This is a genomic window from Pseudanabaena sp. FACHB-1998 (genome assembly GCF_014696355.1).
GTDB lineage: Bacteria > Cyanobacteriota > Cyanobacteriia > Pseudanabaenales > Pseudanabaenaceae > Pseudanabaena.
Genome location: NZ_JACJQA010000033.1, coordinates 36108 through 50505, shown reverse-complemented (window position 1 = coordinate 50505; position 14398 = coordinate 36108). Strand labels below are relative to the sequence as shown.

At 42.9% G+C, this 14398-nt stretch carries 12 protein-coding genes; 4 read left to right on the top strand and 8 right to left on the bottom strand.

The window, feature by feature from the left end:
- Nucleotides 1–97 precede the first annotated feature (97 nt).
- From fusA to tpiA, 4 genes are all read right to left on the bottom strand, one after another.
- On the bottom strand, nucleotides 98–2179 hold the full coding sequence (fusA, locus tag H6F42_RS14095) for an elongation factor G (RefSeq protein ID WP_190400004.1): 2082 nt from the start codon (nucleotides 2177–2179) through the stop codon (nucleotides 98–100).
- Nucleotides 2180–2258: 79 nt separating this feature from the next.
- Nucleotides 2259–2729, bottom strand: coding sequence for a 30S ribosomal protein S7 (rpsG, locus tag H6F42_RS14090; RefSeq protein WP_126384378.1), 471 nt, complete (start codon nucleotides 2727–2729; stop codon nucleotides 2259–2261).
- Nucleotides 2730–2799: 70 nt separating this feature from the next.
- Nucleotides 2800–3213, bottom strand: a complete 414-nt coding sequence (gene rpsL, locus H6F42_RS14085; protein WP_126384375.1) for a 30S ribosomal protein S12 — start codon at nucleotides 3211–3213, stop codon at nucleotides 2800–2802.
- A 192-nt stretch (nucleotides 3214–3405) separates the two neighbouring features.
- Complete coding sequence (gene tpiA / locus H6F42_RS14080; RefSeq protein ID WP_190400003.1) at nucleotides 3406–4155, bottom strand: triose-phosphate isomerase; 750 nt, start codon at nucleotides 4153–4155, stop codon at nucleotides 3406–3408.
- Between the two features lie 1440 nt (nucleotides 4156–5595).
- Between tpiA and H6F42_RS14075 the strand changes: the two genes are divergently transcribed.
- Entirely contained in the window at nucleotides 5596–6795 is a 1200-nt protein-coding gene (locus H6F42_RS14075; protein WP_190400203.1) for a GNAT family N-acetyltransferase, read from the top strand.
- Nucleotides 6796–6823: 28 nt separating this feature from the next.
- On the opposite strand, the gene H6F42_RS14070 is transcribed toward H6F42_RS14075, so the two are convergent.
- Nucleotides 6824–7603 carry a DUF4058 family protein gene (locus H6F42_RS14070; protein ID WP_190400002.1) on the bottom strand — a complete coding sequence of 260 codons (780 nt, stop codon included), beginning with the start codon at nucleotides 7601–7603 and terminating at the stop codon, nucleotides 6824–6826.
- 66 nt (nucleotides 7604–7669) lie between these two features.
- Nucleotides 7670–8683, bottom strand: a complete 1014-nt coding sequence (gene rnhA, locus H6F42_RS14065; RefSeq protein WP_242018450.1) for a ribonuclease HI — start codon at nucleotides 8681–8683, stop codon at nucleotides 7670–7672.
- A gap of 229 nt (nucleotides 8684–8912) precedes the next feature.
- Between rnhA and H6F42_RS14060 the strand changes: the two genes are divergently transcribed.
- The 3 genes from H6F42_RS14060 to H6F42_RS14050 all read left to right on the top strand — a co-directional run bounded on the left by H6F42_RS14060 (nucleotide 8913) and on the right by H6F42_RS14050 (nucleotide 13222).
- Nucleotides 8913–10646, top strand: coding sequence for a M48 family metalloprotease (locus tag H6F42_RS14060; RefSeq protein WP_190400001.1), 1734 nt, complete (start codon nucleotides 8913–8915; stop codon nucleotides 10644–10646).
- Nucleotides 10647–10784: 138 nt separating this feature from the next.
- The gene (locus H6F42_RS14055) at nucleotides 10785–11285 is read left to right on the top strand and encodes a hypothetical protein (RefSeq protein ID WP_190400000.1); all 501 of its coding nucleotides are present in this window, start codon (nucleotides 10785–10787) and stop codon (nucleotides 11283–11285) included.
- Nucleotides 11286–11377: 92 nt separating this feature from the next.
- Complete coding sequence (locus tag H6F42_RS14050) at nucleotides 11378–13222, top strand: ABC transporter ATP-binding protein (protein WP_190399999.1); 1845 nt, start codon at nucleotides 11378–11380, stop codon at nucleotides 13220–13222.
- A 139-nt stretch (nucleotides 13223–13361) separates the two neighbouring features.
- On the opposite strand, the gene H6F42_RS14045 is transcribed toward H6F42_RS14050, so the two are convergent.
- Both H6F42_RS14045 and H6F42_RS14040 read right to left on the bottom strand, forming a co-directional pair.
- A complete protein-coding gene (locus H6F42_RS14045; RefSeq protein WP_190399998.1) occupies nucleotides 13362–13913 on the bottom strand; it encodes a DJ-1 family glyoxalase III in 552 nt (183 codons plus the stop codon).
- Nucleotides 13914–13958: 45 nt separating this feature from the next.
- Nucleotides 13959–14348: a Fur family transcriptional regulator gene (locus H6F42_RS14040; protein WP_190399997.1), complete on the bottom strand. Its 390-nt coding sequence runs from the start codon at nucleotides 14346–14348 to the stop codon at nucleotides 13959–13961.
- Nucleotides 14349–14398: the final 50 nt, after the last annotated feature.

Sequence of the window (14398 nt, the reverse complement as noted above, 5' to 3'; positions counted from 1 at the left end):
ATTATCCTTAAATTTAGTAATTGTTACTCTAAGGTGTAGAGCATTTTCGGTAATTATTACTCTAGTTTATAGAGTATTGGTTGAGTATTTTAAAGGACTACTCTTTTTTGCCCTTGTTTTTGGCAATGATGGCTTCAGCCACATTCTTAGGTACTTCTTCATAATGGCTAAATTCCATTGAGAAGCTTGCCCTACCCTGAGTTGACGAGCGCAGGTCAGTAGAATAGCCAAACATTTCCGACAAAGGAACCCTTGATTCAATCTTCTTACCAGAAGCAGTATCATCCATACCTGCAATGTTGCCACGACGACGGCTGAGGTCACCAATAACATCACCCATGTAGTCCTCAGGAGTTTCTACTTCAACCTTCATTACGGGTTCAAGTAAAACAGGATTAGCTCTCATTACAGCCTCTTTGATTGCCATAGAGCCAGCAATTTTGAAAGCCATTTCTGAAGAGTCCACGTCATGGAAAGAACCATGTACGAGGGTTGCTCTCACGTCAATGAGAGGATAACCTGCCAGAATTCCTGATTCACAGGCTTCTTTCATACCTTGCTCCGAAGGTTTGATGAATTCCTTAGGAATAACACCTCCAACGATCTTCGATACGAATTCAAAGCCTGTTCCTGCCTCAGTAGGTTCTAAGTTGATCACAACGTGACCATACTGACCTTTACCACCACTCTGGCGAGCAAACTTACCTTCAATGTCGGTGACAGTCTTGCGAATAGTTTCACGATAAGCTACTTGAGGTGCACCCACGTTAGCTTCAACATTAAACTCACGCTTCATCCGGTCAACGAGAATTTCAAGGTGAAGTTCTCCCATACCAGAGATAATCGTCTGATTAGTTTCTGAATCAGTTGCTACACGGAAGGTAGGATCTTCTTCAGATAGAGATTGGAGAGCCTTGGATAATTTTTCCATATCCTGTTTCGTTTTTGGCTCAACAGCTACGGAAATTACAGGCTCAGGAATAAATAGGGTCTCAAGCACAATTGGTGAGTCAATATCACAAAGAGTATCACCTGTGAATGTATCCTTGAGTCCTAGAACCGCGCCTAGATCTCCTGCTCTTAGCTCGTCAACTTCTTGGCGATCGTCAGCTTTCAAAATAATCAAGCGAGAGATTCGCTCTTTCTTGTTTTTGACAGGATTGAGGGCGTAGGAACCCTTCTTCAAGATTCCAGAGTAAACGCGCACAAAGGTGAGACGACCATAAGGATCGGACATGATCTTGAAGGCAAGCGCCGACATTGGTTGATCATCCTTTGCTTCACGAATTGCTTCCTCACCATTAGCTAGTAAACCTTGGACTGGTTTAACATCGCTTGGAGCAGGAAGATAATCGATAACCGCATCTAATAAGAGTTGTACGCCTTTGTTTTTGAATGCTGAACCGCAAGTCATTGGTACGATCGAACCACTTAAGGTTCCTTTACGTAGCCCCGTTTTAACTTCATCTTCGGTGAGTTCTTCACCTTCAAGATATTTTTCCATTAAAACATCATCAGAATCTGCAACAGATTCAAGCAGCTTGGCACGCCAATCGTTAGCTAAGTCAGATAAATCATCGGGAATATCTACTTCCTCAATATCCTTGCCTATTTCATCTTTGTAGATGAAGGCTTTCATTTTGACGAGATCAATAATGCCAACTAACTCGGCTTCACTACCTATGGGGAGTTGGATGGGGACTGCGTTAGAACCAAAGCGAGCACGGATCTGTTCTCTTACTCGCAAAAAGTTTGCACCCATGCGATCCATTTTATTGACGAATACGAGACGGGGTACTTTATAGCGATCGGCTTGTCTCCATACAGTTTCTGACTGAGGCTGAACGCCACCGACAGCACAGAAAACTGCAACTACACCATCAAGAACACGCATGGAACGTTCTACTTCAATGGTGAAGTCTACGTGTCCTGGAGTGTCGATAATGTTAATGCGATGGTCTTTCCAACTGGTACTGATTGCAGCAGCAGTAATCGTGATCCCACGTTCACGTTCTTGCGCCATCCAATCTGTCGTTGCTGTCCCATCGTGGACTTCACCGATTTTGTGAACAACGCCAGAATAAAACAGGATACGCTCTGTAGTTGTGGTCTTACCAGCGTCAATGTGCGCCGCAATACCTATATTGCGTACCTTATCTAAGGCAATAGTGCGTTCCACAAAAGTTTCCTCGGGTTTATCAGGAATTGAGAATTTATATTAAGAATAGTATAGCGAGGTAAGCTACGGTTTAATAACCTTAGTAACGGTAGTGGGCAAAGGCTTTGTTTGCTTCTGCCATTTTGTGGGTTTCTTCACGTTTACGGATGGTTTGACCAGTTTCATTGGCGGCATCCATTAGTTCGTTAGCCAACTTTGTTACCATGCTACGTCCCGCACGAGCGCGGGAATATTGGACTAACCAGCGAAGAGCTAGAGCTACACCGCGATCGGTGCGAACTTCCATCGGTACTTGGTAAGTAGCACCACCAACACGACGAGCCTTGACTTCAACTAGGGGAGTCGCATTGCGAATGGCGCGGTCAAATACTTCTAGAGGTGGGTTGCCTGTGCGTTCGCCGATGGTGTCAAGAGCCTTGTAAACAATGTGAGAAGCTACAGAGTGCTTACCGCGTGACATTACACGACGGATCAACATACTAATGAGGCGGCTGTTATAAACCGAGTCAGGGGGAGTTATGCGTTTTGACGCTTTCGTTCTACGGGACATTACGGTACTAAATTCACCTTATAAAATGAATTGCTAATTTTACTTAAATGGATAAATTAATTACTGGCTTTTACTTTTTCTTCTTGCCAGTGCTTGCGGCTGGGGCTTGACCGGGCTTGGGTCGCTTCGCACCATACTTAGAGCGTCCTTGCTTACGATCCTTTACGCCCGAAGTATCGAGTGTTCCACGGATAATGTGATAACGCACACCTGGTAAATCTTTTACACGACCGCCTCTAATCATCACAACGGAGTGTTCTTGGAGGTTATGCCCAATTCCAGGGATGTATGCGGTGACTTCAAATCCAGAAGTCAAGCGTACGCGGGCAACTTTTCTAAGTGCCGAGTTAGGCTTTTTGGGTGTTGTAGTGTAGACGCGCGTACATACTCCCCTGCGTTGAGGACAACTTTTTAGGGCAGGAGATTTTGTTTTTGTGTTTATGGTTTGGCGCTCACTGCGGATGAGCTGTTGGATCGTGGGCATAAGTGATGATTTGGTATATCTGCGGCTGTGTATTCTAATCAACAGCACATAATTATAACAAAGTAGATCTCATAAAGTCAATTTTTATAACTTAATAAGCTTTGCTATGGTTATGTCGGCTGTGGCGATCGCTATCTTTATATACTTGCTATATATGGACAGCTTGTAAACAAAAAAGAAATATAGACAAAACTAGCGATAATTTACAATTCGGGCAAAGCCTGCTGGGTCAAGACTTGCTCCACCAACTAGCACACCATCTATTTCAGGTTGCGCCATGATTTCGTCAATATTATCGGGCTTGACGGAACCACCATACTGAATTGTAACGTCGCGGTTTATAAGTTTACTACGAATTAGTCCAATTACACGATTAGCTTCGCTAGATGCACAGGTGTCGCCTGTACCGATCGCCCAAATTGGTTCGTAAGCGATGATCAAATTATTTTGGTCAACATCGACGAGATCGGCAGCTAGTTGCGAGAAAATCCAAGATTCTGTCTCGCTGGCATCCCGTTGTTGCTTGCTTTCACCGACACAAAGAATAGGGGTTAGTCCGTGTGCTTGGGCAGCTTTAAGTCGCTTGTTGACGGTTTCATCGGTCTCGCCGAAAAACTGACGACGTTCACTATGTCCAACGATCACATATTTAATGCCAAGCTCGACTAGCATTGGCGCGGAAATTTCCCCTGTAAATGCGCCGTTTTCTGCCCAATGGACATTTTGAGCGCCAATACTGAGGTTAGCTTGACCGATCGCGGGTACGACGGTTTGCAAGATCGCGAGATTGGTATAGGGAACGCAAATAAGGATTTGCCGATCAGCGATCGCCGCTTGAGATGCGGTGTCTTTAAGGTGAGTTGGAAATTCTGAGAAAAATGCTTTGGCTTCTGACTGGTTTTTATACATTTTCCAGTTGCCAGCGATAACGATTTTAGGCAAGGCTCGTTTACCCCTGAGTAAAGATTATGAAAATAGTGAATTGTTGTTTATTTTACCGAAAGATGGATCATGCTCAGCTACTTATTGCGCCATCTTTTTAGATATCTTCCCAAAACTCAATGAGTCTAGCAGAAGGCTGCTAGACTCATGTCTTAAAATAATTCAATTAGTTTTCTACTAGAGGTTTAACTGGACGTGTTCGCTCTTGATTAACTGTACGCTGTAGCCCTTATTTTTTAGCTAAATTAGTTTGTCTCGTTTATAACAATGCTAGGTCAAAACCTAAACCGACACTGAGAAAATTTAAGAGACCTTAATAATAATACAGGCTATCGAAGCTATCAAAACTACACCGATCTTTGGAATAAGCACTGCCCCGTAAAGATCGAAGAATCGTGGGGAGCAACAAAGCGTCAATCCGATGATTTTGACTTTTAACTCTTTCTATTTGCTTTTCCTCCTTTTTAAATCAAAAGGTTGCTTTGAAGATCTAAGCTGGACTTGCGTTTGGATTGAGTTGCTTTATCTCTTGTGCCATGTATATAAGTTAACTCATGTGGTGTTACACAACACTATTTGTTTACATAAATTCACAGATTTGTTGGTTCTAAAAACTAACAGAAATTAGCTCTTGCTTTGTAGGCAAGAGCGATAAATTTTAGGTGGTGCGGCTCTGACGCACCACCTAAAATTTATCGCTCTTTTTATATAAAAATCCCCCTAAAAACTGAATGAGTCTAACAGAAGGCTGTTAGACTCATTGGGTCAAGTAATTCAATTTTATCTTCTTACTAGAGGTTTACTAATGCGTGTTAGGTATTGATTAACTAGTCGCTGTAGCCCTTATCTTTCAACTATATAAGTTTGTCTCAATTTACTCGTGTGATAGGTAGAACCCTAATTAAACATTGGGTAATAATCTAAGAGACCCTATAACAAAATAGGCTATCGAAGCTATCAAAACTACACCGATCTTTGAAATAAGCACTGCCCCATAAAGACCGACAAATCGTGGGGAGCAACAAAGCGTTAATCTACTGATTTAGACTTTCAACTCTTTTTTCCGTCATCTCCTCACGGTACTGAAAACTTAGATTCAGTAGGTAAGCTAGATTGATGAATGGACTGAGTTACTTTGTCTCTTGTGCCATGTATATACATTAGCTTAAGTGGTATCAAAGGATACTTTTTGTTTACATAAATTCATGGATTTCTTGGGCTGATCAAGTCTACTTCTTTCCCACCAAAGAAATAGACAGATAAAGTCAAGAAATAGTGGTGCGCGGCGAAGCCGCGCACCACTATTTCTTGACTGAGAAGGGAGTGAAAGTTAGAAGGATTGTGGGCTAAACGTTTTGATTTACTCAGGCTTGTTTGATTGACATTTGTTAAGCTATGTTTAGAGAACACTTTACCGAAAATATAGCCCAGACTTTTACTATGCTGCAACAAGCTTCCCGTTATACAACGACTTGGGTGGATACGGTTAATAAGGTCAAGGCTGAAGCATGGAATATTCTCTCAAAACCTTTGGCGACTCCTTTTTTTGAATGGGAGTGGCTTTCAAATTTAGAAACTTCGGGCTGTGCGATCGCGCAGCAGGGATGGCTACCGAGTCATTTATTAGTCTGGCAAGGGGATGTATTGGTAGCGGCTGCACCTTTGTATATCAAGGGACATAGCCAAGGGGAGTTTGTATTTGACCATCAATGGGCGGATTTGTCCTATCGGCTGGGGATTGAGTATTATCCGAAGTTATTGGGGATGGCTCCGTTTACGCCTGCGGTGGGTTATCGCTTTTTGGTGCATCCTGAGATTAGTGACAATCCCACTGAATTATCAAAAATCTATGACTTGATGTTGGCGGAGATTGATCGCCTGTGCGATCGCTACCAAATGTCGGGTTGTAACTTTCTATATGTTGATCCGAGTTGGAAGCATGAGTTGGAATCGCGGGGCTTCACAACTTGGATGCACCATAGTTATGTTTGGGAAAATCAAGAATTTACGGATTTTGATGATTATTTAAAAAATTTCAATGCTAATCAGCGTCGCAATATTAAGCGGGAGCGTAAATCCGTCGAAAGCACGGGGATCACCATGCGGGTGTATACAGGTGAAGAGATTCCCCATTATTTCTACGGCTATATGTATGAGCTATATAACGATCATTGCAATAAATTCTGGGGTGGTAGCAAGTATTTAAATCGCAAGTTTTTTGAAAATCTCTCCCATAGTTTCCGCGATCGCCTTGTGTTTGTGGCGGGTGAAATCGAAGATCATCCCCAACCTGTGGGGATGTCATTCTGCATCCGCAAGGATGATCAACTATTTGGACGCTATTGGGGATGTGTTCAGGAAATTGATTGCTTGCATTTTAATGCTTGCTATTACAAACCGATTGAATGGGCTATTTCTCAAGGTATCAAGCGCTTTGACCCGGGGGCGGGTGGTCAACATAAAAAACGGCGCGGATTTCCTGCGACACCAAATTACAGTTTGCATCGCTTTTATCGCGATCGGCTCAAGCAAATTTTAATTCCCCATATCAATGAGGTAAATGCTTACGAAGCTAAGCAAATTCAAGCGATTAATAATGAGTTGCCCTTTGATTTTGCTCCGCCTGATTTGCAATCATAGGGATCGCTGCAAGCAATTTTAAAAATATTTAATCGTTTTTGATTAAGCTACTAGCCCAAATTTCATCTTGACTCCTTAAACGTGGTTGCGTGGGTTGAGAGTAGTCGATCGCTAAGTCATAACGTCCGCGCTGATAAACCTGATCTACTAAAATTTGTAGATCTAGGGTCGGTTCTAATTCACCTAAGCGTAACGGAATAGCGAAATTAGGAATGCGATCGCGAATTGAAAACGCATATAAATCAGCAGCAGGACGCTCGTGACTGCGACTGACTAAAATATGATAATCAGATGGAGGAAGTTGTCCTTGTAGAAAGGATGGATTAGTTCTTAAGAGATCAATTTCAATAAAATGGGTTTGAGTTTGTAAAACTCGCCTTCTTTTGCGAAGATAAGCTTCACGTCCCTCACCTGTCTTTTTGTTTTTAGGGGAAAGTATCTCGATCGCAGTGATTACTTTTCCAGTTTGGACTTCACGAATTTCTAGATAGCGTTCGCTAATTTCCTCATAGGTTGGCAAGAGAATGCGGGTAGGGGATATCGCTGTGCGTTCTGCAACTGCGGTTGCACTATCTTTTTCGCTGCTTGTTGTACTTCGACTAAGCAAAGCAACGTCTGGTATCCCAATTAGCAGATCGTCTCCCGTTTCATCACTCCAATAGGTGCGCTTCTCGATTTCAATGCGATAGTCTTGGCTAATTGTGTCAGCGAGAGCATCAGCGATCGCCACAATTAATCGACTATGCACAGCCGACCATAGTTCGGGATTTTCTAAATAAGGATTCATTCCAGGAAAGGGGGAGGGCATTTATATATATCCTCTTTTGCATCTGTAATTTTCTGGTAGAGCTTAGAAGAAACTCTACCACGCTCTTTAGGCATACTTGGCGGTGTAGCTTCGGGCGATCGCATCGCATCTTTCGTTATCAGGATCACCAGAATGTCCTTCTACCCAATGCCATCGAATATTTGAAGAATTCAGAGGATCGAGTTGTTGCCAGAATTCTTGATTTTTGACGGGCTTATTATCTTTGGTTTTCCAGCCATTCTTTTTCCAGCCCTTGATCCATTTAGTAATGCCATCGAGGACATATTTACTATCGGTATAGAGATCGACAGGGGTGGATTGTTTTTGGGAGGCAAGAAATTCTAGAGCCGCGATCGCACCTTGTAACTCCATTTGATTATTGGTGGTTTCGCGAATACCGCCGCCGAGTTCTTTGGTGCTGCCGTCGGAGAAGTGAATGACTACGCCCCAACCCCCTGGACCTGGATTTTTAGAGCAAGCACCATCGGTATGGATGCTAATGATTTTAGGCTTTTCAGCACTTAATGATTGAGGAGTGGTGATTGATGGTTGCGAATCGTTGATTACTTTGGCTTTTGGGCTAGTTTTAGGTTGAGCTGCGGGTAATGTTTGGGATTGGGTTGTGGTATTTACAGGACTAATTTGATTCCGCGATCGCAAAATTTCGACAGCGACAGAACCTAAGAAATTAGGAATAGGAGGATGCTTGATGATTTTGACTTCCACCTGCTCGATTTTTAAATCTTCGAGAAGGCTATCAGCGATCGCGCCAGCTAATCTTTCAATTAATTTAAATTTCTGAGCTTGAATTAAGTTTTCAATCTTCCGAATACAGGATATGTAATTTACGGTATCTTCGATGTCGTCATTATGCGTGGACTTCTCAAAATCAACCCATAGAGTTGCATCAACTTCAAACCATTGACCTAGCACATTCTCTTCGGGTAAATACCCTATATAGCCATAGGCTTTTACACCTTTTAGGTAAATTTTGTTGAGAATTTTGCTGGTTGCCATAGTTTTGTCTTGAGCGTTGTAGGAAGGAACCAGATTTTTGATGCCGTGGCTTTGCCACGGCATCAAAAATCTGGTTCTTTATTTTACGGCGAAGTCTTGATTTAAGTCTTGCTGATTAGCCAAACAAAAAATGGCTATGCCATTTTTTGTTTTTTGTGTCTTAACGAAAGAGTAAATGGGGGAGATCGCCTATTATGTTTGTATTGAATTAGGGTGATGTTTTGAGGATGTACAGTTAGCAACCAAAACATTGCAGTACGGGACTAATATTCAATAGTTTAGAGAGGATTGTATGTCCATACCAGAATCAGAATTTCCCCATAAGGCAGGTCGGGCAGATCAGGCTGGTGTAAGTCTTGCCACTGCCCAAATTGTAGGGAATCTTGCCCTTGCTTCTAGTATTACGATCGCCTTACTGGTGGGGATTGTATTTTCATTGGTGACTGCCACAATTTTTATTGTCAATAGCCCAAATCCGATACTTGGATTCGGAACTGCGGTAATTGTCACCGTGATTGTGAATGCGATCATTTTCTTTGTGTCACCTTGGATTATGGATTTGACCCAAGGCTGGCTCTATCACACTCGATGGGTAAACATTGAAGAAATCGAACGCCTTAGCCCCGAATCCGCCCATGCGATTCGCCGTGTTTGTAATCTCAAGAAAATTACCCAGCCACGTTTGGGGATCATTGATGATAACAACCCTACGGCTTTTACCTACGGGGCTTTGCCAAATAGCGCCCGTCTGGTAGTTAGTGCAGGTTTGTTTAAATATCTTGATGATGAGGAAGCGGCTACGGTGTACGCCCATGAATTGGGGCATATCGTGCATTGGGATTTTGCGGTGATGACCGTTGCTTCGACATTGGTGCAAATTACCTATCTGCTTTATGTCACCATTCGCGAGATCGGTAAAAAAGTGAATGATGAACGGGTGGAAAATGCTGCCATGTTCACCGCTTTTGTCGCCTATGGCTTCTATATTGTCGGCACATATCTACTACTCTATCTATCACGGACTAGAGAATATTTTGCTGACCATTTTGCCGCAGAGCAGACGGGTAATCCCAACGCATTATCTCGCGCTCTTGTGAAAATTGCCTATGGGATTGTCCAAGAGACAGAACAATCGAAAGAGCCAAGCCGTTTAATGGAAGGGACTCGCGCTCTTGGAATTTATGATGCTAAGGCGGCAGCAACGACTGGCACGGCTTATCAAATTTCTTCTTCTCCCGAAAAAGTTGGTCGTCTTTTCCTTTGGGATTTATTTAATCCTTGGGGTTGGTGGATGGAGCTAAACTCTACACATCCTCTCACTGGCAAGCGAGTTCGCGCTCTCAGTAACTATGCAGAGCAGTTGGGATTAGAGATGGAATTTGACATGGGGCATGTGGTTGCAGAAGGCAATCGCCTTGATAAAAAGCGGCTTTACGGAACTTTCTATCAAGATTTCTTGCTCTATGGTGCTGAGGCGATCGCCATTATTGTCGGTTTAGCGATCGGCGCAATTCTATTGAGAAGTATTGGCGGTGTTAAGGCTTTTGTGGCAATTCCATTGTTGTTATTAGGGGTTGTGATGATCTTTAAGCGATCGGTTATGTACCCTAGTTCCCAAAATGCTTCTGCCACTGATGTAATTACCCTGATGTCCGATGCTTATGCTAGTCCTTTGCGTGGTCAGCCTGTGCAGTTAGAAGGAACTCTAATCGGTCGTGGTGATGCGGGTTATGTGTTTGGCTCTGACCTGAAGTTACAGGACAAGTCGGGCATGATGTATCTACTCTATGCTTCACGCTGGGGCCCGTTAGGAAATTTCTTCTTTGGCATGAAGCGGGTTCAAGGATTGATTGGTTCTGAGACTACAGCTAAGGGCTGGTTCCGTCGTGGTATCGCTTCTTGGATGGATTTAGAACTTCTATCTACTGCTAATGGAAATAAGGTTTCTAGTCATCCCGCTTTTTGGGGTTTGCTTTGGTCAATTATCTTTTTGGTAGTTGGGGCTTTGCTATTTTTAGCTCAGTAGGTTTATTAAGAGGGTGCAAAGCACTCTCTTAATAAACCAAGAAAGTTATTAAAAGCGTTGTTTTACAACGCTTTTAATAACTTTCTTGGTTTATGTTTTGAACACAAAGCGCTGGGAATTATCTTGGATTGCACATAAATGAGTTATTTTAGTTCGCGATCGCCGATTTCTTTTATTTCCGCACCTTGCCCTGTGTGTATACGTGGCACGATCGCCGAGATGCCGATGATGGAATCCTTGGGGTGTAATTTTTGCAGTCACATTTTCACCTTAGAAAAAGATATTGCCTCTCATCAAGAAATTCTGAGAATGGCGGATACCATTTCCACATTGCGTTGGATATGGACAGGCAAGAAATGGGAAAATGCCAATGCTGTGCAGGTTTACAATAGCCGTTGGTTAAGTATATTAGGGATTTTGTTAGTAATCATTCCTACCGCGATCGCCACAACTGCGGTCTATCTATTCCCCACCGAACCTGATGTTCCCCTAGCATGGTTTCCCAAATTCTGGGCGATCGCCACCTTCTGTGGTCATTTATTTGTGCTGTTATCAATTACTCAGGACTATACTCAGTTTCCACTCCAAGCCTATTGGCGACAAATTAGGCGCGCTGTAAAACCCAACCAACCAAGATAATTTTTAAAAGCGTTGCAAAGCAACGCTTTTAAAAATTATCTTGGTTTTGTCGGTGGTAAAGCGCTATAAGTCGAGAATCTGTACAATAAAGTATGGCAAAAAAGAAAACCCGTGAATTAAAGAGAGGTAAATTCCTCCAAAAGTCTGTAAGTAAATACTTGTCGATATTTCGCTATGGAATTAAGGCTCTAGGCTTAGTTTGGACAACTAGCAGTATTCTCACTGTAGCGATCGCCATTTTTACCATTGTCAGTGGACTGCTACCTGCGGCGATCGCCTATGTCGGTAAGTTGATTGTGGATGGAGTTGTCTTGGCTTCGCGGACGGGATTAATTGGCGATCGCAATTTGGCGCTTAGTTATGTGGGATTTGAAGCCCTATTAATCATCATTTTGGCGGCGGCGCAAAAAGGCTTAAATGTATCGCAAACCTTGTTGAGAGTTCTCTTAGGTCAGCAAGTCAATGTCTTAATTTTAGAAAAGGCGCTTACTCTCAATCTGGAACATTTCGAGGATTCGGAATTTTATGACAAGATGACACAAGCGCGATCGCAAGCTTCCAGTCGCCCGTTATCCTTAATTAGCCGTATCTTTGGCTTAGGGCAATCAGCTTTAACCCTATTAACCTTTAGCGGACTATTGTTACAGTTTTCAGTTTGGGCTGTCCTTGTTTTAGTATTAGCCGCCATTCCTTCTTTTATTGCCGAAACTAAGTTCTCGGCGCATTCATTCCGTCTCTTTAAATGGCGATCGCCTGAAACCCGTCAGCAGCATTATTTAGAGACGTTATTGGCGCGAGAAGACTATGCTAAAGAAGTGCAGCTTTATCAATTGGGCGGAATGCTCTTACAGCGTTATCGCGAAATTTTTAATCGCTTGTTTAATGAAGATCGGAATCTAACAATTCAAAAGGGGATTTGGGGATATTTACTGGGATTGTTGAGTACGGGAGCCTTTTATGGAGCCTATGCATGGATTGTGATGGAAGCGATCGCTGCCAAAATCAGCTTAGGAGAAATGACCATGTATCTCGTAGTTTTCCGACAAGGTCAATCCACTTTTGCATCGGCGCTTACTTCCATCGGCGGCATGTATGAAGACAATCTCTATTTAGCAAACCTTTACGAATTTCTCGATCAACCAATTCCTAAATCAGAAGGCTATATTACTAGAGGTATTCAGCCTGATGGAATTAGATTTGAGAATGTCTCTTTTATGTATCCCGAAAGCCAAGAGCCAGTTTTAAAGGATATTTCGCTACATCTCAAGCATGGCGAAAAACTAGCGATCGTCGGCGAAAATGGCTCAGGCAAGACTACCCTAATTAAGCTCCTAACTCGGTTATACGTTCCTACTAGCGGCAAAATTTTGCTCGATGGTGTGGACTTAAATGATTGGGATATCGATGTTTTGCGAAAGCGAATTGGTGTGATTTTTCAGAACTTCGTGCAGTACCAATTTACAGTGGGAGAAAATGTGGGAATTGGCGATGTGGAGCGTCTCAATGAATATCAGGATTGGGAAATTGCCACGGAAAAAGGAATGGCAAAGCCCTTTATCGACAATATGCCTCAAGGATTTAGTACCCAACTAGGTAAATGGTTTAAGGGTGGTCAAGAGCTATCGGGCGGACAATGGCAAAAGATTGCCTTGTCGAGAGCTTTTATGCGATCGCAAGCAGATATCCTCGTCCTCGATGAGCCAACTGCCGCAATGGATGCGGAAGCAGAAATGAATATTTTTAATCATTTTCGGTCGCTCACTAAGGATCAGATGGTGGTGTTAATTTCCCATCGCTTTTCCACAGTTCGCATGGCGGATAAAATCATTGTCATGGGAGATGGTCAAATTATCGAGCAAGGTAGTCATGAGCAGCTATTGGAAGCTAATGGACGCTATGCTCATTTGTTTTCCCTCCAAGCAGCAGGATACAAGTAAAAAGCGCTTGTGCAAAATAAATTACCAAAACCCGTAAAGTTGCGCCCCTTAGGGGCGCAACTTTACGGGTTTTGGTTTGTAATTAATTATGCCCAGCTACTTACCAAAGCATTAAATGGCTTACATAGATTAAGCCATATCAAACAATCATGTCTGATGCTAGTTTATTCGCGATCGCTTCGTCTTGTAAGATTTCCACTAACTTGAGGGCAAATGCCATCGCTGTACCTGCGCCACGGCTGGTGACAATATTGCCATCAACTACCACAGGAATTTGCAAATATTCGCCTACTTCTAATTGATCCTTGACAGATGGGAAAGAGGTGGCGCGTTTGCCTTTGAGTAGTCCTGCTTGGGATAGAACAGTAGGAGCCGCACAGATTGCGCCAATTAGTTTGTTAGATTGGAATTGAGATTTGAGAATTGAATCAATCCGCGCATCTTCTCTCATCCGAAAAGTACCAGCGCCCCCCGCAAGGATAATCGCATCAAAATGATTTGCATTTACTTGATCGAGAATCTCGTCTAGAAGTTTATCGGCAATTACCGCGATCGCATGAGCGCCTAGGACAGTTTGAGTATCTAGGCTGGCGGTAATTACTTTAATATTGGCGCGACGCAATACATCAATAATTGTGATGGCTTCGATTTCTTCAAAGCCTTCAAATAGAGGGACAAGTACAGTTTTCATAAGTTTCGGTTCCTAATTCGATAAAGTGGGGCGTAGTCGCCCACTTTATTGAGGTTGCTCTTGACATTGATTACACAAGCCAAAAAATTCCAGAGTATGGTAATAAATCTGAAAACTGTGGGTTTTTGCGAGTTGGTTGCCAAGGTCGTGAATGGGGCAGCAGTCGATGGGTAGCGATTGACCACAATTTAGGCAATTAAGATGATGTTTATCAATTGGGGTAACGCTGTAAACCGTTTCGCCATTGGGCAGAGTCAGCGCTTTAATTAAGCCCTGTAGTTTTAGAGTCTCTAGCGATCGATAAACTGTGGCTAAACCCACACTTTTTTCACTATTGCGTAGCTCCGAATGAATATCTTGCGCGGATACGGCGCGATCGTGATGTTGGAGGAGATGTAGCACTCGTTCTTGGCTACGAGTGAGTTTTTCTTTCATGCTTTTAATTTACAGCAATTACCAATCAAACGAACAATATCTTGGGTTAC

Bases quoted from the DNA above. Each gene is read 5' to 3' on its own strand.
- rnhA (WP_242018450.1), bottom strand. From the start codon at position 8,683: ATGCCGTGGCAAAGCCACGGCATCAAAAATCTGGTTCCTTCCTACAAC.
- H6F42_RS14055 (WP_190400000.1), top strand. From the start codon at position 10,785: ATGAGTTATTTTAGTTCGCGATCGCCGATTTCTTTTATTTCCGCACCT.
- H6F42_RS14050 (WP_190399999.1), top strand. From the start codon at position 11,378: ATGGCAAAAAAGAAAACCCGTGAATTAAAGAGAGGTAAATTCCTCCAA.
- rpsL (WP_126384375.1), bottom strand. From the start codon at position 3,213: ATGCCCACGATCCAACAGCTCATCCGCAGTGAGCGCCAAACCATAAAC.
- H6F42_RS14045 (WP_190399998.1), bottom strand. From the start codon at position 13,913: ATGAAAACTGTACTTGTCCCTCTATTTGAAGGCTTTGAAGAAATCGAA.
- H6F42_RS14060 (WP_190400001.1), top strand. From the start codon at position 8,913: ATGTCCATACCAGAATCAGAATTTCCCCATAAGGCAGGTCGGGCAGAT.
- rpsG (WP_126384378.1), bottom strand. From the start codon at position 2,729: ATGTCCCGTAGAACGAAAGCGTCAAAACGCATAACTCCCCCTGACTCG.
- H6F42_RS14070 (WP_190400002.1), bottom strand. From the start codon at position 7,603: ATGCCCTCCCCCTTTCCTGGAATGAATCCTTATTTAGAAAATCCCGAA.
- H6F42_RS14040 (WP_190399997.1), bottom strand. From the start codon at position 14,348: ATGAAAGAAAAACTCACTCGTAGCCAAGAACGAGTGCTACATCTCCTC.
- H6F42_RS14075 (WP_190400203.1), top strand. From the start codon at position 5,596: ATGCTGCAACAAGCTTCCCGTTATACAACGACTTGGGTGGATACGGTT.